The sequence below is a fragment of the Pseudomonas sp. GW822-FHT01E03 genome (assembly GCF_058802985.1).
Genome location: NZ_JBXAOQ010000006.1, coordinates 206484 through 224527, shown reverse-complemented (window position 1 = coordinate 224527; position 18044 = coordinate 206484). Strand labels below are relative to the sequence as shown.

Below are 18044 nucleotides of genomic sequence, written 5' to 3'. Positions count from 1 at the left end.
GTAGGGCCGGCCAGTCTTCGAACGCCGGGTTTGCAAGATGACTGAGTACCCGATATCGATATTTTCGGCACCAGCCACAGATTGCGTACGACCACACATCCCCGGAGAGCTCATGGCTTACACCCTTGACAAAGGAACCACATCAATCGTACTGGTGCATGAGGCCCTTCACAGCGCCAGGCAACGAGGCATAGATCTGGCACCTGCGTTAGTGAATGCAGACATCGACCCTCAATTGCTTGATGCCCCAAGAGCTAGAGTTTCCGCCGTGTCATTTGCTCGGTTGTGGGTAGAGCTGGCAGATTTGCTGGATGACGAGTTTTTCGGCATCGATAGTCATCCGATGCGTCGAGGCAGCTTCAAACTGATGTGTCACGCACTTCTCGATTGCTCAACCTTGGGTCAGGCGTTACCTCGGATGCTCTCGTTCTTGCGGTTGGTACTCGATGACATTCATGGCGAACTACACGTCAAGGAAGATCAGGCGTATATCGTCCTGCGGGATCAGGGAGTCTTGCGACGACTCTTTGCTTACGGCACCTGGTTTATCCTAGTACATGGCCTGTCATGCTGGCTGGTAAACCAACGCATCCCATTACGTGCGCTCAGTTTCCGCCCCCCTAAGCCTGTCGATGAAAGCGACTATCGAATGCGTTTTTGTGAAGACATTCAATATGACGCGCCCATGACTGAAGCCCGCTTCGACAAAAAATTCCTGGACATGACAATTGCACAGACACCTGCCAGCCTCAGCGTATTTTTGAAAGAGTCCCCAGCGAGTCTTTTGGTCAAATACCGCAATGACGACAGTATCAGTGCGCAGATAAGACGACGTTTGCGAGGGTTGAGCCCTGATCAGTGGCCAGAAAGAGACGAGTTGGCACTTGTGCTTTGCATGTCCAACTCGACCTTGCAGCGCCGGTTGCAAGCAGAAGGTACCCATTACCAGAATCTCAAAGATGATTTACGTCGTGATATGGCCATCGACCTGCTCTCGCGCGGTGACCTGACTGTTACCCAAGTCGCGGCAGAAACCGGCTTTCAAGAAACCAGCGCATTTCACCGCGCGTTCAAAAAATGGACGGGAGTCAACCCAGGCGCTTATCGGCGCAACCATTCAGACGAGTAACACCGCTTAATAGATCGACGCGCTCCTCTTCCCCCGCGCCATACAACTCGGCCAGGAACTGTCCTGGCGGTCGCTCTTGCCAACCCTTCGCTATGTCACTGGCGTTCAATTCGCTGGTGCCCCCAGACATGCCCAAACAGCTCACACAAGTTGGTGCCGCCAGGCATGGGCGGCACCAAATCGCCTGCCTAGAATCGCCAACAACCAGCTGTCTTCCGATAAATAAACGGCTAGAGGTCGACGATATCAAGCTGCGGTTTCGGCCTCAGTTTTGATGTAGGCAAGCAAGTGCACTTCACAAACAACAATAAAATCGAAGGAGACACGATATGCAACCAGTGAACGTCTATACGCTCGCAGGCGAATCAAAATTCAACAGTTTCCATCGGCTGATACTTTTCTGGTGTGTGCTGATATTGGTCATCGATGGCTACGACCTTGCCGTTGTCGGGGCAGCATTGCCCGCCATCATGCAGGACATGGGTATCGACCCCACCAGCGCAGGCATCATGGCCGGCTCAGCCCTGTTGGGAACCATGCTAGGCGCGATTTTTCTGGGGACGTTATCCGACCGTATCGGTCGCCCCAAAATGATTGCCATCTGCGTCGCTTTGTTTAGCCTGTTCACAGCGGCTGCGGGGCTAACCAGCGACCCGATCAGCTTCAGCATCGCCCGATTCATCGCAGGGCTTGGAATCGGCGGCGTCCTACCGATCGTGACCGCACAAATGGGCGAGTTTTCACCGGCGAAGCTTCGTACCCGACTTGTCACCTTAGTGTTTGCGGGCTACTCCGTGGGCGGCATTCTAGTTGCACTCACCGGTAAGCAACTGATCGAGAGTCACGGTTGGCAGTCGGTCTTTTACGTCGCCGGCCTCCCTGTGCTGTTGATCCCGTTGATCTTAAAGACCATGCCGGAGTCGATGGCGTTCTTGCTCAAACAAGGACGCCAGCAGGAGTTACGCACCCTCATCAAAAGGATCAGCCCCTCTTATCCAGTGGACGGCCAGACGGTGCTGACCGGAAATCCTGCCGAGAACGATGTCTCGCTCGACACCCCGATCAAAGGACTGTTCAGCGAAGGTCGTGGCTTCAGTACGGTGATGATCTGGGCAGCATTCATGACTGGGCTGTTCATGGTCTACGCGCTCAATTCATGGTTGACCAAACTGATGGCGATGTCAGGCCACAGCCTGGGCTCAGCGCTCAATTTCGTCATCGTTTTCAACGTAGGTGCGATTGTCGGTGCGCTCGGAGGCGGATGGCTTAGCGACAAGTTCAACATCAAGTATGTGCTGGTTTCATTCTATGTGGTGGGCGCGGTGGCGTTGACCGTGATGGGCTTCACACGCTCGACCGAGTTGTTGTTCGTGGTCGTGTTCATTGTTGGCGCCTCCACCCTCGGCACTCAATTGATTGCCTACGCCTATGCAGGCGATTTCTACCCGACTTCAATCCGCTCTACGGGCGTGGGTTTCGCATCCGGTGTCGGTCGCATCGGCGCAATTATCGCGCCAGTTCTGATCGGCTGGCTCGTCTCGCTGGCCTTGCCACTTGAACAGAACTTCATGGTGATCGCTCTCGCGGGTCTTATTGGTGCCTTGGCGGTCACGTGTGTAAACCAAGCACGGGCAGACTCCACACAGGTCAGCAAAGCGCCAGCTTTGTCTCGCTGATCGACCGTCTACAGTCCAGATCCCGTAGTCGTCCGCCTCAAATCAGTTGAAGGATGTGTCCATTGAATCGCTTGTCACTACCGCCGCTGTCAGCGCAAGAACTAAAGCGCACCGTCGACTGGGCAATCGCCTCACGCCGCAGTGTCAGAGCCTTCCTGCCGACGGCCGTGTCGCGTGAAGAAATCGAAGCGATTCTGGATATAGCTCGCTTCAGTGCCTCGGGGGTCAACATGCAGCCGTGGCGCGTTCACGTCGTCACCGGTGATGTGAAGGAGCGTCTATCGATGGCGATCGAAGCCATCGACAACGATCTGCAGCTCAGTAGCGATATGCAAGACCCCTACGAGTACTACCCGCGAGAGTGGGTCACACCTTACATAGATCGCAGGCGTAAAGTTGGCTGGGATCTCTATGGGTTACTGGGGATCGCCAAAGGTGACAAGCAACGCATGCATCAACAGCACGGGCGCAATTACCGGTTCTTCGATGCACCAATAGGCCTGCTGTTTACGATGGACAAAGTGCTTGAGCAGGGCAGCCTCCTGGATTACGGCATGTTCCTGCAAAGCGTGATGGTGGCGGCTCGTGGTCGAGGCTTGCACACATGTCCGCAAGCCGCGTTTCTCAAGTACCACAAAGTCATTTCAGAAATTCTGGGAATTCCAACCGGGCAAATGTTGGTCTGCGGCATGAGCCTAGGCTACGCCGATCCCACGTCCATTGAAAACACGCTGGTCACCGCTCGTGAGCCAGTCAGCGCCTTCACCACTTTTCACCATAATAATAAGGAGACCTGTCCATGATTACCGGCGCATACGCACACGGACTCGATCAAAGTCCGGCGAACCATGTCCCTCTGACCCCTCTCGGTTTTTTGGATAGGGCCGCCTTGGTTCACCCTGAACGTATCGCTATCCTCCATGGCGAGCTACAGCAGACTTGGGCGCAAACTCGCGACCGTTGCTATCAACTCGCTTCGGCGCTGGAGGGAAGAGGCATCCATCCAGGTGATACAGTTTCGATCCTATCGCCTAACACGCCAGCAATGGTCGAGGCACATTTCGGCATTCCGTTGTCAGGAGCCATCCTCAACACGATTAACCATCGCTTGGACGCCGAAGGCATCGCGTTTATTTTGCGCCACAGCGAATGCAAGTTGCTGCTGGTTGATTGTGAATACATGGCCGTTGCCTGTGCGGCAATTGAGCGACTCGAATGCCGCCCAGCATTGATCAACATTCGCGATCACCTAGCCGCCGTGTGTGCTGACTCGCAGGTACTCGACTACGAAGCACTTCTCGCCGAGGGCGACGCGACATTCGAAGGAGTTTGGCCAAGTACCGAGTGGCAACCTATCGCCCTCAATTACACTTCAGGTACCACGGGAGACCCGAAAGGGGTCGTGGTCAGTCACCGTGGTACCTACCTGATGAGCCTGTTGCAGATGACCAATTGGTCGCTCCCTCAAGCACCTCGATACTTGTGGACGTTACCTATGTTCCACGCCAACGGTTGGTGCTTTACATGGGCGATCACTGCTGCGGCTGGGACACATGTGTGCCTGCGCAAGGTATCGGCAGAATCGGTGTTCGACGCAATTGCCAAACACCAGGTTAATCATTTCTGCGCAGCCCCCACTGTGATGGCCATGATCGCCAATGCATCCAATTCCCACGCCCTTCCCCACCCGGTTCGCGTATTGACGGCAGGTTCCCCACCACCTGCAACTGTGCTGGACGCGGTGGTATCCATGGGGTTCCAGGTTGACCATGTGTATGGCATTACTGAAGTAGCGGGCACGCCGATTAGCTGCGTCTGGCAGGACGGATGGGATGACCTCCCCGACCAAGAGAAAGCGAAAATGCGTGTTCGACAAGGTGCACGTGCTGCAGCATTCGAAGGCTTGATGGTCGCTGATGCGCAATCGCTACAACCCGTCCCCCATGATGGCCAGACCACCGGTGAACTGCTGCTGCGAGGCAATACCGTGATGATGGGTTACCTGAAAAACCCGACAGCCACGCAACAGGCATTCGAGGGCGGCTGGTTCCATACCGGTGACGTTGCGGTGGTTCATGCAGATGGCTACATGCAGATCACTGACCGCTGCAAAGACGTCATTATTTCAGGTGGTGAAAACATATCTTCCGTCGAAATCGAAGACATCCTCCATAGTCATACGGCGGTACTTCATGCCGCCGTGGTCGCTCAGCCAGACGATAAATGGGGCGAAGTACCCTGCGCTTTTATCGAACTGAAAAGCGAAGCCATCTCCCCTACGGAAGCCGAACTTATCGCTTATTGCCAGGCACGCTTGGCCCGCTATAAGTGCCCAGGTCGGGTGATCTTCATGGAGCTTCCGAAAACAGCCACCGGGAAAATCCAGAAGTTCATTCTTCGCCAACAAGCGGGAAGTCGTGAAGCAATCATAAGACTGGCTTCAGGCGGCTGATAACCCGCGACAAGATTTCACATTGCACAAGTCTATCAACATGCGGAGCGCGGTCGCGTCATTCCCTCAGGGAGTTGCGCGCGCTGCAAACACCAAAAACAACAACAAATGGTGCATTAGAGATGGCAAAAACAAGTATGACGTCGGTCTCGGCAATCCTGTTCACTTGCGCGGTTCCCAACGCCTTTGCAGACTTTATCAGGGATACGCAAACAAGCCTTGAACTGCGTAACTTCTACTACAACCGTGACTTTCGCAACGACGGGGCCAGCCAATCCAAACGTGATGAGTGGGCTCAAGGCTTTATCTTGAATGTACAGTCTGGCTTCACTGAGGGCACGCTTGGGTTTGGCGTCGATGCGCTCGGACTTCTGGGGGTAAAACTGGACTCCAGCCCAGACCGAACTGGATCGGGCCTACTGTCCTTTGATTCACAGCGCAATGTAGATGACGAGTACAGCAAATTTATTCCAACCGCCAAAGCACGCCTACGCCGCAGTGAACTACGCATTGGTGGCCTCAACCCGGTACTCCCGCTGCTATCCAGCAATAACAGCCGCCTGCTCCCGCAAGTATTTCGCGGCGGTATGCTGGTATCAAAAGACTTGGAGCCTCTAAGCTTCAGCGCCTTGCGAGTTAACGCCGTGAAGCAGCGAAATTCGACGGACTTTGAGTCACTGACTGCTTTTGGGTACAAACCAGTCAAGGCCGATCACTACACCTATCTGGCCTTTGACTACAAAGTGATGCCACAACTTTCGCTCAGCTACCATGTGGCCGAGCTGGAAGACCTCTACCGCTCGAATTTTTTCGGTTTGAAGTTCGAACGTGCGCTGGGCGTCGGCTCGGTGATCTCCGACCTTCGATATTTTTCAGCCAGCGAAACCGGGGATGAGAGCTTGGGCGAAGTGGACAACCGCACACTCAGCACACTGCTCTCCTATCGTCAGAGCGGCCATACGTTCGGTGTTGGCTTCCAGAAAGCCTGGGGTGAAACATCGTTCGCCATGGTTAACGGTGCTGATACCTATCTATTTGGCGAGTCGTTGGTCAGTACTTTTACAGCACCCAACGAGCGTGTCTGGATAGTTCGCTATGATTTCGATTTCGCAGCCACCGGTTTGCCGGGGCTCATTGTGGGGCTGAAATATGTTAAAGGTGATGAGGTCGATCCTACACTTTTGGGATCGACCCAGGCTGCTAATCTGCGATCTCAAGGGCAAGATGGTAAAGAGTGGGAGCGCGTTACCGACATCACATACACCATACAAAGCGGTCTGTTTAAGAACGTGTCAGCCCAGTGGCGCAACTCCACGAATCGCTCCACTTACGCCGATAGCGCCAATGAAAATCGTCTGATTTTTCGATACACGTTCAAATTCTGATGCGGTCGGTCGATGGCCGCACTTAGCGTCTGCGTGCGGTTGAGCCACGATATTTCGGAGTCGCTGTTAATGAGCTAGAACAGAGGTGGCAGTGGATAAGTGCCACCTCTATGACAAGGCGCAACTCGATGTATCAAACCAGCGTGCTTCTCCTCTTGAGCTCGCTGTTCAGTATGAAATCGTTCTCCGAATAATCTACGGGGCAATCGATTACATGCACGCCTGGCTCGCTGATGCAGCGTTCTAGAAGTGGCAGGAAATCTTCGGCACTTTCCACTCGGTACCCCTTGGCACCGTAGCTCCGTGCGTACATTACGAAGTCAGGATTGCCATAGTCCAAGCCGAAATCGGTAAAGCCCATGTTCGACTGTTTCCAGCGGATCATGCCGTACCCATCGTCGCGGAGAATGATGACCGTGAGATTCATCTTCAGGCGCACGGCGGTTTCCAGCTCCTGGCTGTTCATCATGAAGCCACCGTCACCGCACACTGCAACAACCGGCCGGTCTGGGTAGACCAAGTGCGCAGCCATCGCCGAAGGTAAACCCGCGCCCATGGTCGCCAAAGCGTTGTCCAGTAACACCGTGTTCGGTCTATGGGCCTTGTAGTTACGCGCAAACCATATCTTGTAGATACCATTGTCCAAAGCCACGATGCCCTCGGACGGCAGGGCACGACGCACGTCGGCGACAAAGCGTTGTGGATAGATCGGAAAGCGGTTGTCGTTCTCGCCCTCGATCACCTGAGCCTCGTTGGCTTCACGGATCGCCAGCAGCCGACTGAAATCCCAGTGCGACTGAGGCTGTAGAGCCTCCTCGATCTGCCAGACCGCATTGGCGATATCGCCCACCACTTCGATCTGAGGAAAATACACCGGATCAACTTCGGCCGAGCGGAAGTTGATGTGAATCACCTCAGTTCCGCCACGCACCATAAAAAACGGCGGTTTCTCGATAACGTCATGGCCGACATTGACGATCAGGTCCGCTGCCTCAACAGCACGGTGGACGAAGTCACCGGACGAAAGCGCAGCGTTACCGAGGAACCGCGGGTGACGCTCATCGACCACGCCTTTGCCCATTTGGGTGGTTACGAATGGAATACCAGTCTTGTCGATAAGCTGCTTAAGCACCTTGGCGGTCATCTTACGATTAGCACCAGCACCGATCACCAGAATCGGATTACGAGCAGCCTGGAGCTTTTCAACCGCAGCTTCAATCGCTTTATGCTCCGCCAGCGGACGACGGTGGAGGCTCGGAATAATTGGCGTGGTATCGGTTTGCTCGGCAGCGATGTCTTCCGGAAGTTCCAGATGCACAGCACCAGGTTTCTCTTCCTCAGCCAGACGGAAGGCTTCACGTACACGTGAGGGAATATTGTCGGCGGACGCAAGCTGATGAGTGTACTTGGTCAAAGGTTGCATCATGCCGACTACATCAAGGATCTGGAAGCGCCCCTGCTTAGACTTCTTTATGGGCTTCTGGCCGGTAATCATCAACATCGGCATGCCCCCCAAAAAGGCATAGGCACCTGCTGTGACCAGGTTGGTTGCCCCTGGCCCAAGGGTCGATAGGCTGACACCCGTCTTCCCAGTCAGACGACCGTAGGTGGCAGCCATGAAACCAGCCGACTGTTCGTGACGAGTCAGGATCAGTTTGATGTTGGAACGACGCAACGACTCCAGAAGATCTAGGTTTTCCTCTCCCGGAATGCCAAACACGTATTCAACACCCTCGTTTTCCAGGCATTGCACGACGACATCTGCAGCCTTGGCCATTTATCCACCTCGATTTCCGTAAGCGCGTGATCGCGTTTGTACAATTTCTAATTGAATGCGCCGGCCTTTTGATATTCTCGACGCAAAGATAGCTGGCTAGTCGTTATGGGCCGACGCGGCATCAACATTTTTCCTTCTCGATACGAGAAGTGCTCTGAGACATATTGCACTGATCACAAGCTAACAAGATCTACCCCTCTATAATGGTGATCTAGCCAGATTGAAACCTGATCTGATTGCAAACATGTCCTTGACTAGACGCGCGCTCTTCAGGCACATGAGTTGGGTATGGCTTTGCGCGACTTTTCTTTAAACTTCCAACGATAGGCAACAACTAAAAACATAAACCAGAACGGCATCGCAAATAAAGCTTCCCTAGTGTCTGCTTCCAGCGCAAGCAATCCGAGTACAAACATGAGAAACGCTTGAGTGATAATCGCCAGAGGAATGCCCCCTCGGAACTTGAACTCAGATTTCTCGTGCAATTCAGGATTTTTCTTCCTGTATACCACGTAGGAAAGTGTAATCATCGACCAAGTGAAAAGAACGATGATTGCAGACACCGTTGAGACCAGAGTAAAAATAGTCATTACTTCTGGAATGACAAAAAGAAGTGCCAGCCCACCAAGGATAGTGACACCGGTAAACATGATAGCGTTAGCAGGCGTTCCTTGTTTTGTTGCGTGCCCAAGTGAAACAGGAGCATTCATTTTTTTGGACAAGCCAAAAAGCATCCGCGCTCCAGAGTAGATACCACTGTTTGCTGACGAAGCAGCTGACGTGATGACAACGAAGTTGATCATCCCGGCAGCAGCAGGAAACCCTGCGAGAAGAAACAGCTCAACAAATGGACTTTTATTCGCAGGTATCATCCCCCACGAAACCACGCTGATGATACAGGCCAGGGAAAGGACATAAAACAGAACAATCCGAACTGGAATTGTATTTATTGCTTTTTTCAATGTGCGTTCTGGGCTCTTGGCCTCAGCCGCAGTCGTTCCGATTAGCTCGGTTCCGGCGAAAGAGAATATGGCGATTTGAAAACCAGCGAAGAACCCACTAATGCCATGGGGAAGCATGCTGCCTCGTTCAATTAGATGAGACATTGAAGCGGTGACGCCGTTTGGTGAAGTATAAGAAATCGCAATCAATACAAACCCTGTAACAATTAACAGAACGATCGCAACAACCTTTATCAGACCAAACCAGAACTCAACCTCACCAAACACCTTCACAGCAAGCATATTCAAGCCGACGAGCGTGAACAGTGTCAAAATTGCTGGTGCCCAAGTAGGGGCATCTGGATACCAATATTGAAAAAAACCAGCAACCATGACCATATCTGCAATTGCCGCCACGCACCAGCTTAGCCAATAAGACCAACCAAGCACGAAGCCGACTTCTGCTCCAAGGTACGTCGCGACAATATCTGCGAATGACTTAAAGCGAAGATCGGAAAGTAGCATCTCACCCATCGCTCGCATGACACAGAACACAAAAAAACCGATGATCGCATAAACAAGGATGATAGAGGTTCCAGAAAGTGCAATAACCTTTCCTGCCCCCATAAACAACCCAGTACCGATCGCTCCGCTAATAGATATCAGTTGAACGTGGCGATTTTCAAGCCGACGTTTTAATTCATTACCAACACCAGGCTCTTGCGTTGATTCATCGAGAACACAAGCCATAATAACCTCTTATTATTTTTCCAGACAATAAAATGCCGTAGGCACAAATGCGAAACCAAACTGGAAACCCATATGCGCCGTTGTTAAAACCACATAGCCACTGGCATTCAACTATCAAAAGGGATATAGGGCTTTACTCCTACAATCGCCTTATGCGTAACGAAACTGAGAGCGCCTTCCTGAGCTCAATACTCAGCCAAAATGCCAGTTGTAGAGAGCGCAAATCTTAGGCACCAAACCTCCAGCCCCTAAGACAAGTCTCCCCCTGCACAAGATCAAGCTCCTTTGAGAACTACCAAATTGCAGAACCATCCAGCCTTGCTTACAACAAAAAAAACATTGGATATCCAATGATAGGTAACTCATTGAAACGAGCAGTGCCTTCCACTAAAAACCTTTAAACGGTACACGTCTTATTTTTTGTTAGCGTAGATTGAGGTCTATTTTTCTGACGAGCTGCGTTCAAGAACGCGCCCATAAGTAAGTCGAGATCACTTTGTGAGGCCATTGGATCCTCTGGATGCCATTGCACTCCAACAATCCAATTTTTTTCGTTTGCTTCGATAGCTTCTACGACGCCGTCGGCTGCTCGTGCAGTGACTGTTAGCCCTTCACCTACCCGCAAAACGGCCTGGTGATGGCCGGAACGGATCGTGATTTCACAATCCAAGTATATTGACTGCAGCCGCGAACCTAACGTAAGCGTGACGGGGTGAGAAACCATAACCGAGTTATCAACCGTACCACTATGGAGCCCTGCGCCAATATCTTGAATTAGCTCTCCACCAAACGCGATATTGATCAGCTGCATACCTCTGCAGATCCCAAGGATTGGCAGATTTTTAGTACTTCCTTGTCGAATGAGGTCGAGCTCAAATTGGTCTGCTTTTGGGTTGATCGCATACATCGTTTCGACAATTGGGTCTTGACCGTAGCACGCTGGGTCTGCGTCCCCACCTCCTAGAATCAACAGCCCGTCTGCTTGACGGAGCAGCTCTTCTGATGACGAATTCGCCGCAGAAGCATCCACAAAAATATACTCAGCTCCACCTCGATGGATCGATGAGAAGACTCCATCCGAAAGCTCGCGCAGCGTTTTTTTAAGCCATTCGCCTGCATCTGGAGGGGTCAAAGATCCAACGACAAGAATTTTTGCCGAGGCTACTGAGAGGTTCTTATTGGTCGAACTGGCCATTTCAGGCATGATTTCCTCGTCAACTAGCTGAAAATACGGCGCACCAGGCCGCGAAAGCATCACGAGATTAACATCTATACTCTAGAGGTCAAATGAAATTTCTATCCCCTCTTCCCGGATCAGTTCGATCTGCTCCAGACCTCGTGGCGCTGCGCTTACGGGAAGCAATCTTCACGGGCGAGCTTCGCCCAGGGGATCAACTCCCTCCTGAGACCGACCTGGCGCGAGGATTTGGCATTGCCCTAATGACGGTACGTGTGGCTCTCAATGCACTTAAAGATATGGGGCTGCTCGCAACCGTTAGAGGCCGTAATGGCGGCACTTTCGTTACCAATGACGTAGGGGAGCGCATTGCCGAAGCTGCACGTCAGTCACCTCTCACCAAATCAGAACTACGAGACCTGACTGATTGGCGACGAGCAATTTCAGGAGAGGCATGTTTTCTCGCCGCGAGTCGGGCAGCGCCGGAAGAGCTTGTGGCTATACAGACTGCCGGCGACCAATTTGACCAACTGCTACCAAAATTCCCTGATGTGCGTTTTGCCGATGCAAGACTCCATAGCTTGATTGCTGAAACTTCAAAGTCAGACAATCTATTGCGCGGAGAAATTGAGATCCAGCGAATACTTACCGAAGTAATTCTCGCCATAGAAAAACCCCGAGGAAGTAAACATCTAACTAGTTTCAGCCACGACCCAATAATCACCGCTATAGTTCAGGGTAATGGGAATGCCGCTAGAGAGGCCATGCTGAACCATGCTGAAGATACTTTTACCTGGGTTACACTGTTACTATAAACAGAATTAACATAATATTAATATCATGAATAAATGAGCACGTCATAGTGCATCACTTTCCGTATTTAGAATCGGGCTTCGAGCAAGGCCGCAATCACTAACAGAGTCAGTTTTTGACGGCGGCCGGCTGGCAATTCAATCGCCTTTCTAATAACGATGCGCTTTAAGAAATCACAAAATCCATCAGTCCCCCTCCTTGGTCAGATCAGTGCTGATCAAATGGACAGATCAGATACGCGCGCTCGAAACACTGCGTCAAAACTCGAGGCTGCGGGACTTACTCGCCTATAGACGCTTACGGCCAATTGCCACCCGTGGTGAGTGACAGCAATGGGTCGGCTGCCGTCTGTAGCGACAGAGTGGAGCCTATCCACCGCTGGCGGGGAAGTCCGGGCGAAAGAACCCCATCTGACCCGCATTGGCGGGTAACACGCCTAGTACAGAGCAGGACTTAAATTTCTTGAATGTTGTTCGCCAGACCAATGACGTTGTCGAACAGAAAAAGATAACGCAATGATCACAGCCAGATGGAGTATTAATGTTGCCTAGGGGCGTTAAAAAATTTGGCTAGGTTTCTGGTGCTGTACCCCAAGGCTCAACACACCTTGCTACCATTAGGTTCCAATCAGAGCCGAGTGGAAACAAGGGATGGGACAGGATTTTACAGCACTATATCGGCACTTTGATGCCGAAAAGCGACTGCTCTACGTGGGTATATCACTGAGCGCCTCGCGCAGGCTTTCTCAGCACATGCGCGACTCAAAGTGGGCGCGCACTATTACCTCCATCGAGATCGAACACTTTGAGACCAGGAGCCAGGCGGTTGAAGCAGAGCAGCGTGCAATCGTAGACGAAAAGCCGCTGTGGAACGTGCTTCACAACTTGGCCGAAGCTGCCCAAAGCAGCCCTGCCTCCATTGGAAACACTCGAAAGCTCCGACCTGAAGAGGTGATGTTTGATTATGGTAATGTTGCCCGAAACATCGTGACTACCGGAGCGAAGGTCGAACAGATTCTGGAGTTGGTTACGGAGGCAAGAATTGACGGTTTGCTCGAAACCGACCGGTTCATTTCGCTCCGTTTAAAGATGCGTGAGGGGCTTGTCGCTGAAGATGTCGGCCTTGAGGAGCTTTTCAATCTTCGAGCGCCGCGTCCTACCCCCTCCTCGGCTTTCCTGATGGTTACTGGCGTTTCGGCGTTCGAGCCCGGGCAAGTTGTCGATCAGGCCGAAATCACCCTGATTACACCGAAAGGGCTTGCAGACAGCTGCCGAGAATTCCTGAAGAGGAGTGAGCGTTATGCGGCGGTCTACCAGTCAGAAGTGCTCCCGGCAATCCATCAGTTCAAGTATGCGTATCTGAAAATAGAGAAACTGAAATCCTCGAATTTTCTCTGATTGTCGGGTCAAAGCTCGACTCAAACCGAGGTGTCCCGTTCCCATCGTAAGATGCTGGCTCTGGTTCAGCTCGGCGCAACGCAGCTCCTGAGTACACAGAATTTAGTTGTGTTGCATCGACCGGTTGAATCCACAGCCAATAGTCGACATTCGCAAATGGCAGATCACCCGGCCCAAACCTTAGCGTCAACTCCCTCAGGAGCCGAGCAAATTGCAGAATGGACCAAGCGCGGCGACTATTTCTCAGTGGTATTTGAACCTACGGTTATCAAATGCAGGCTTTGTCCCCTCCAGCACCTTGACTACATGGCCGTTGATAGCAGGACTTTCTATGGCGCCTGCTGTGTAAGATATTTTCTGGCCGTTCGCCCGGTCGAAGTGAGACCAAATGATCTGCTCAGCATCGCAGACAACAGCAAGGTTAGGGTTGTGCGTGACCATGATGATTTGTCGACGTTTCTTAGCATCAGTGAGAACAGGCACCAAAAGGCTCACCACCGTCTCGTTGTCCAGGTTCTCTTCCGGCTGATCCAGGATGATGGGGTTACGTCCCTTGTCCACCAACAGGTAGAAAATCAGGAGCAGAGCGCCCCTTTGGCCAGGCGAGAGCTGCTCAATCTCTGCATCCTGAAACAGTAGTGAATACCGAGGCTCAAGATACGAAAGATCGAACAGCAGGTCGTAAACCTCGTTCGCGCTCTTGTCTTTGCGTAGCATTGAGTCGATTCCGTACTCGACTTTTTCTCCAATCGTAGCTGCCGCTGCCGAAATCTTGTCGTGCAGGTCTTGGGCAAACGCGATCGCATCTTCACGGTTGTCAAAGTCCACAGCTTCGCCCAACCGCCTGATCGTATTGAAGCTTTCATCTTCACCTCGGAATTCACCAACGTTCTGCTTCAGCAAGCTAAACAGGCTGGTGGCAAAGGCGTCAATTGAGCCTCCGAGTTTCGCTTTGAACCCCAGCTTGTACTCGTCGCGAATCAGGCTGTTGCTCTGGATGAGTTCCTGAACCGGCTTGAACAAGGCCTCTCTCGCCCGTCGTTGCTCATCAAGAATGTCGTAGACATCACCTGCTAGCTTTTGCCGGTGAGCTCTCTGGGTCTTCAGCAATTCCGGCAGAGCTTGGATCTGCGCGATCCTTGCCTCCAGCCCTTTCACTGTTTCCGGGGCATCTGCGGTACCAACCAGCTCCTGATGCTTTCGCTGCCACTCATCAACCGCGAGCAGATAATTTTGATAAATCAGCTGCGGCTGATCCAGCCGCGCTTTGGCCTCGGTCTGCTGCTCCAACAATTTCTGACGCGCATCTTCTCCCGCTTTGGTGCTAGTGCCTACGGCGGCTTGGTCAGCCAGTACCGCTTCTGCCAATTGCTCCAACGGGTCGTAATTGATCTCGACTTTCACAAGGTCGATAACTGGCACGCCTAACAGGGCGAGGTCTTTACTCGTGTCTGCGACAAACTGGTCATGAGTGCGTTGGAGCATCCGAACCTGCTCTTTCACATCCTTCAAAGCCTTGCTTTTGGCGGCCAGCTGAGAGGCCGCATCATTGGCTGCGGTTCGCTCCTCTTCCAGACGCTTGAGTTCGGCAGCGATCTTTTCAAGAGTCACAGCTGTCACTTGTTGATCAGGTGATAGATCAGCAGATGGCTTTTCCATTTCCGCTGGCTTCACGACTTCGTGATCGGCGAGCTGCCGCAGCTTGAGGCCCAGCTGTTCGACCAGGCTTTTTTTGATCAGTGGATTCAGCTGATTTTCATAACTTGCAATCTCAAGATTGACCCTCTTGAGATCTTTTCGAAATTCGTTTAGTTGAAGGCGGAAGGTGCTTTCTTGCTGCTCGATCAGCTGATTGAAATCCAATGCGCCTAATCGGATGGCGTCGTCGGTATGAGAGAAAATGACCGACCGAAGCTCATCCTCGAAGGCATTGGACTGGCCGGTGACATGGGCATTACAGAGTTCTTCAAAGTGACCTTGTGGGATGTACCTCACCATCTCCACCTTCTCGGCAGGTGGGTCGATGTTTAGATTGGAGATGGTGACGGTCCCGTCATGCCAGACGAGAGAGCCTTCGAACTGGCGGGCAGGCTCGCCACTTTTGCCCCGAAACCTTTCTTTGCGAAGGAAGGAGAAGTGGTTGGTCTGCCGAGAATGGCCCAGAAGAGCCAGAACATCGGCCAGGGCACTTTTACCACTCCCCTTGTTGCCGATGATCGCAACCAGATCGGAACTTAGAGGAAGATGCACATCGCCCAGCCACTGTGAAGCCAAAACAGAGTCCTTCACCTTGTTGATCATGACTTGGTCGATGAAATTCGTTTTGTTTCCGGCAATGTGCTCAAGCTTGGGAGGCGTTAATCCTATGAACGAACGCTTCGCAGGTTCTCGGATCGCCTGCTGCAAACCCCGGAAGGTGGGATCAGCTTTGATCCAAGTTTTCTTGTCTGAAGGAAAATCTCCATATCCACGCTTGTCAGGATTACCCGCACCTACGAAGCAGTGCGCGTCACTACCTGCCACAACAAGCCGCGAGACGTCGTTCAAGCCTTTCCTGATGCCCGCGTAAAACCCAGCATTGCCAGGCGTTTTCTCTCCAACGAACGCCGAGCGTAAATCAGTGTTCCGACTTTCGAAAATGGGCGAGCACCTGACTAACCCAAGAAAATAGGCATAGTGTTCGGTCCACTTCACATCACTCAAGCCATCGTTGGTGTCGTAGGGCATGAAACCGATAGCCTGGTCATCGGGGACTTTAGCAATCGCTTCTTTATAGCTTTCACACGTCAGTTCGATGATTTTCGCGCCTGCCACATAGGCCAGCTCATCATCATCTGCGATCTGTTCGAGTTTGATGCCATGCGGCTTCAGCAAACCTTCAGGTGCTTCTCGCGCAAAGGCTATAAGGGCTGCATCAGACAAGATTCTGCCGTTCAGTGCGATACGGAGATGAGCCATGAAATCTTTCAAGATCTGGTCATCAATCTCGTTTGAGAAAAGCACGTGAGCGTTCAGACGCCCTTTCATTGGAGCCGCGAGCCTTAGCTCTATGCCAGGGAAAACGGTCTTCGTAAGCTTCGGGGCGTCCGGCTCAGCCAATCTGCGCTTGAGCGCAAACCATCCGTCAAACGTCCAATAATCCATAAGGGCAAAAACTGCGGGCTCCGCTTGGTTAAGCGCTCTGATCATTTCATCAACAAGCGCTTTGTTCGCAGCTGAGTCCGGGGCTTTCCGGTCGAACTTCGCTCCTCGCCATTCGAATGAAGCTGGCGTGTGAATATGCAAATCCCATTGACGCCATACTGACCCGCGTTCGCTGCCGCTTTGAATTGCCATTTCACACCTTCCATTGCGTTGGACTGCCCCTGCCCGTCCACCTGATGTTTCGGGGATAGCCAGATACTATGTCGCAATGCCAGCATCGACAAGTCAGGCAGAGAGCAATGCAATCTCTTCTGGAAGCCCTATTTCTCCACTGGTTGGGTGAGGGTGAGGTGGTCGAACCGGCGTAGCCGAAAGGGGCCAGTGGAGCGTGCTCGGCTGGCTTGATGCGAGAGTTCTGTAAATCGTGCGCTTACACGTGCTGCGCATGGGTGGGAAACGCCTGAGGTATGATCGCCGCTACCAGGTGGATAAAAGCGTTTCCATTGAATATTGTCCTGCATCCCAAAGATTAGAAGGTCTTGGAACCGAATGAGCATCCCCTCAGCAGATATGGATGGACTGGTTGAGTCGTTGAATACCCAATCCACGTTCCTAATTGCCTCATCCCAGATGAAGGCCTCTGAATCGGCTGATCCGCGTGACACCTTTGTTCGTCAGCAGTTGAAGCGTGCGGCAGATCTGGTGAGTGGAGCAGCGGCGTTAGGCGCTGCTCGAAATGCCGCCTGCTTGGGAATCTTGAGCCGTAGCTTGCTTGAACAATTGATCACGGTTTCCTGGAGCATCAGATCGGTCGAAAATGCGGAATCTCAGATCGGTGCAGGTCCAGCGGAAATGGCGAAAGCCTTAAGGATCAATTTGAAAGCAGGCACCGCCAAGATCCGTGACCGCCATACGGGAGAAGACGTGACAGCCGACTACTTGGCCAATGAGCAGGCAAAGCAGAGCCGCAAACGCAGAAGCGTCGAGGAGCAAGCAAAGGAAGCTGGCATCCTGGACTTGTATACGGTGTTTTACCGACTGTTATCTCTTGAAACGCACGGCCACAATGAGACTCCGTCAGAGAAGTCCGAGAGTGACAAGCTGTGCGCCATCCACCTTCAAGGCATAGGGGGCATTAGTCGGGCCATTGGCCAAGCATGCGTTTGGTGGTTGATGCATCGGCACTGGCCGGATAACGAATCCTTACGAGATGTGTTGGGTCTGAATACGAAGGCTTAACGCAGCTCGGTTCAAACGAACTGGCCCGCGATCATGGTATCAGGTGTCCCTGAGCTGCCCGTGATTAGAGGCAAATTCTGATTGGTGAGCTTTCTCGGACGTCCGTGTTGGTCACGTCGGACTTAAGGTTCACAGTAGTACTCCTTGTCATGATCAGAGAGCGC

General features: G+C 52.4%; 12 protein-coding genes. 8 read left to right on the top strand and 4 right to left on the bottom strand.

What is annotated here, in order from left to right; all coding sequences use genetic code 11:
* Positions 1-112 precede the first annotated feature (112 nt).
* The 5 genes from AC1RP7_RS14310 to AC1RP7_RS14290 all read left to right on the top strand — a co-directional run bounded on the left by AC1RP7_RS14310 (position 113) and on the right by AC1RP7_RS14290 (position 6642).
* The gene (locus tag AC1RP7_RS14310) at positions 113-1129 is read left to right on the top strand and encodes an AraC family transcriptional regulator (protein WP_493182034.1); all 1017 of its coding nucleotides are present in this window, start codon (positions 113-115) and stop codon (positions 1127-1129) included.
* Between the two features lie 329 nt (positions 1130-1458).
* A complete protein-coding gene (locus AC1RP7_RS14305; RefSeq protein ID WP_493182032.1) occupies positions 1459-2805 on the top strand; it encodes an MFS transporter in 1347 nt (448 codons plus the stop codon).
* Between the two features lie 62 nt (positions 2806-2867).
* A complete protein-coding gene (locus AC1RP7_RS14300) occupies positions 2868-3608 on the top strand; it encodes a nitroreductase (RefSeq protein WP_493182030.1) in 741 nt (246 codons plus the stop codon).
* On the top strand, positions 3605-5257 hold the full coding sequence (locus AC1RP7_RS14295; RefSeq protein WP_493182028.1) for an AMP-binding protein: 1653 nt from the start codon (positions 3605-3607) through the stop codon (positions 5255-5257). The genes AC1RP7_RS14300 and AC1RP7_RS14295 overlap by 4 nt, the downstream gene beginning before the upstream one ends.
* 122 nt (positions 5258-5379) lie before the next feature.
* Positions 5380-6642, top strand: a complete 1263-nt coding sequence (locus AC1RP7_RS14290; protein WP_493182027.1) for an OprD family porin — start codon at positions 5380-5382, stop codon at positions 6640-6642.
* Positions 6643-6775: 133 nt separating this feature from the next.
* Here the strand turns inward: AC1RP7_RS14290 and AC1RP7_RS14285 are convergent, their stop codons facing one another.
* The 3 genes from AC1RP7_RS14285 to AC1RP7_RS14275 form a co-directional block, all read right to left on the bottom strand.
* Positions 6776-8419 (bottom strand): acetolactate synthase large subunit, encoded by a 1644-nt coding sequence (locus AC1RP7_RS14285; protein WP_017337415.1) that lies wholly within the window; start codon positions 8417-8419, stop codon positions 6776-6778.
* A 269-nt stretch (positions 8420-8688) separates the two neighbouring features.
* Positions 8689-10110: an amino acid permease gene (locus tag AC1RP7_RS14280; protein WP_493182025.1), complete on the bottom strand. Its 1422-nt coding sequence runs from the start codon at positions 10108-10110 to the stop codon at positions 8689-8691.
* Positions 10111-10507: 397 nt separating this feature from the next.
* Positions 10508-11314: a gamma-glutamyl-gamma-aminobutyrate hydrolase family protein gene (locus tag AC1RP7_RS14275; protein WP_493182024.1), complete on the bottom strand. Its 807-nt coding sequence runs from the start codon at positions 11312-11314 to the stop codon at positions 10508-10510.
* Positions 11315-11397: 83 nt separating this feature from the next.
* Here AC1RP7_RS14275 and AC1RP7_RS14270 point away from each other — a divergent pair, with 83 nt between their 5' ends.
* Positions 11398-12102: a FadR/GntR family transcriptional regulator gene (locus AC1RP7_RS14270; protein ID WP_493182023.1), complete on the top strand. Its 705-nt coding sequence runs from the start codon at positions 11398-11400 to the stop codon at positions 12100-12102.
* Positions 12103-12750: 648 nt separating this feature from the next.
* Entirely contained in the window at positions 12751-13497 is a 747-nt protein-coding gene (locus AC1RP7_RS14265; RefSeq protein WP_493182021.1) for a GIY-YIG nuclease family protein, read from the top strand.
* A gap of 243 nt (positions 13498-13740) precedes the next feature.
* Here the strand turns inward: AC1RP7_RS14265 and AC1RP7_RS14260 are convergent, their stop codons facing one another.
* The gene (locus AC1RP7_RS14260; protein WP_493182019.1) at positions 13741-16833 is read right to left on the bottom strand and encodes a TrlF family AAA-like ATPase; all 3093 of its coding nucleotides are present in this window, start codon (positions 16831-16833) and stop codon (positions 13741-13743) included.
* A 357-nt stretch (positions 16834-17190) separates the two neighbouring features.
* Here AC1RP7_RS14260 and AC1RP7_RS14255 point away from each other — a divergent pair, with 357 nt between their 5' ends.
* A complete protein-coding gene (locus tag AC1RP7_RS14255; RefSeq protein WP_493182017.1) occupies positions 17191-17880 on the top strand; it encodes a DUF5677 domain-containing protein in 690 nt (229 codons plus the stop codon).
* The last annotated feature ends 164 nt before the right edge of the window (positions 17881-18044 follow it).

Excerpts from the sequence above, each read along its gene's own strand:
- AC1RP7_RS14255 (WP_493182017.1), top strand. The coding sequence starts at position 17,191 with ATGAGCATCCCCTCAGCAGATATGGATGGACTGGTTGAGTCGTTGAAT.
- AC1RP7_RS14285 (WP_017337415.1), bottom strand. The coding sequence starts at position 8,419 with ATGGCCAAGGCTGCAGATGTCGTCGTGCAATGCCTGGAAAACGAGGGT.
- AC1RP7_RS14265 (WP_493182021.1), top strand. The coding sequence starts at position 12,751 with ATGGGACAGGATTTTACAGCACTATATCGGCACTTTGATGCCGAAAAG.
- AC1RP7_RS14310 (WP_493182034.1), top strand. The coding sequence starts at position 113 with ATGGCTTACACCCTTGACAAAGGAACCACATCAATCGTACTGGTGCAT.
- AC1RP7_RS14275 (WP_493182024.1), bottom strand. The coding sequence starts at position 11,314 with ATGCCTGAAATGGCCAGTTCGACCAATAAGAACCTCTCAGTAGCCTCG.
- AC1RP7_RS14280 (WP_493182025.1), bottom strand. The coding sequence starts at position 10,110 with ATGGCTTGTGTTCTCGATGAATCAACGCAAGAGCCTGGTGTTGGTAAT.
- AC1RP7_RS14260 (WP_493182019.1), bottom strand. The coding sequence starts at position 16,833 with ATGGCAATTCAAAGCGGCAGCGAACGCGGGTCAGTATGGCGTCAATGG.
- AC1RP7_RS14305 (WP_493182032.1), top strand. The coding sequence starts at position 1,459 with ATGCAACCAGTGAACGTCTATACGCTCGCAGGCGAATCAAAATTCAAC.
- AC1RP7_RS14270 (WP_493182023.1), top strand. The coding sequence starts at position 11,398 with ATGAAATTTCTATCCCCTCTTCCCGGATCAGTTCGATCTGCTCCAGAC.
- AC1RP7_RS14295 (WP_493182028.1), top strand. The coding sequence starts at position 3,605 with ATGATTACCGGCGCATACGCACACGGACTCGATCAAAGTCCGGCGAAC.
- AC1RP7_RS14290 (WP_493182027.1), top strand. The coding sequence starts at position 5,380 with ATGGCAAAAACAAGTATGACGTCGGTCTCGGCAATCCTGTTCACTTGC.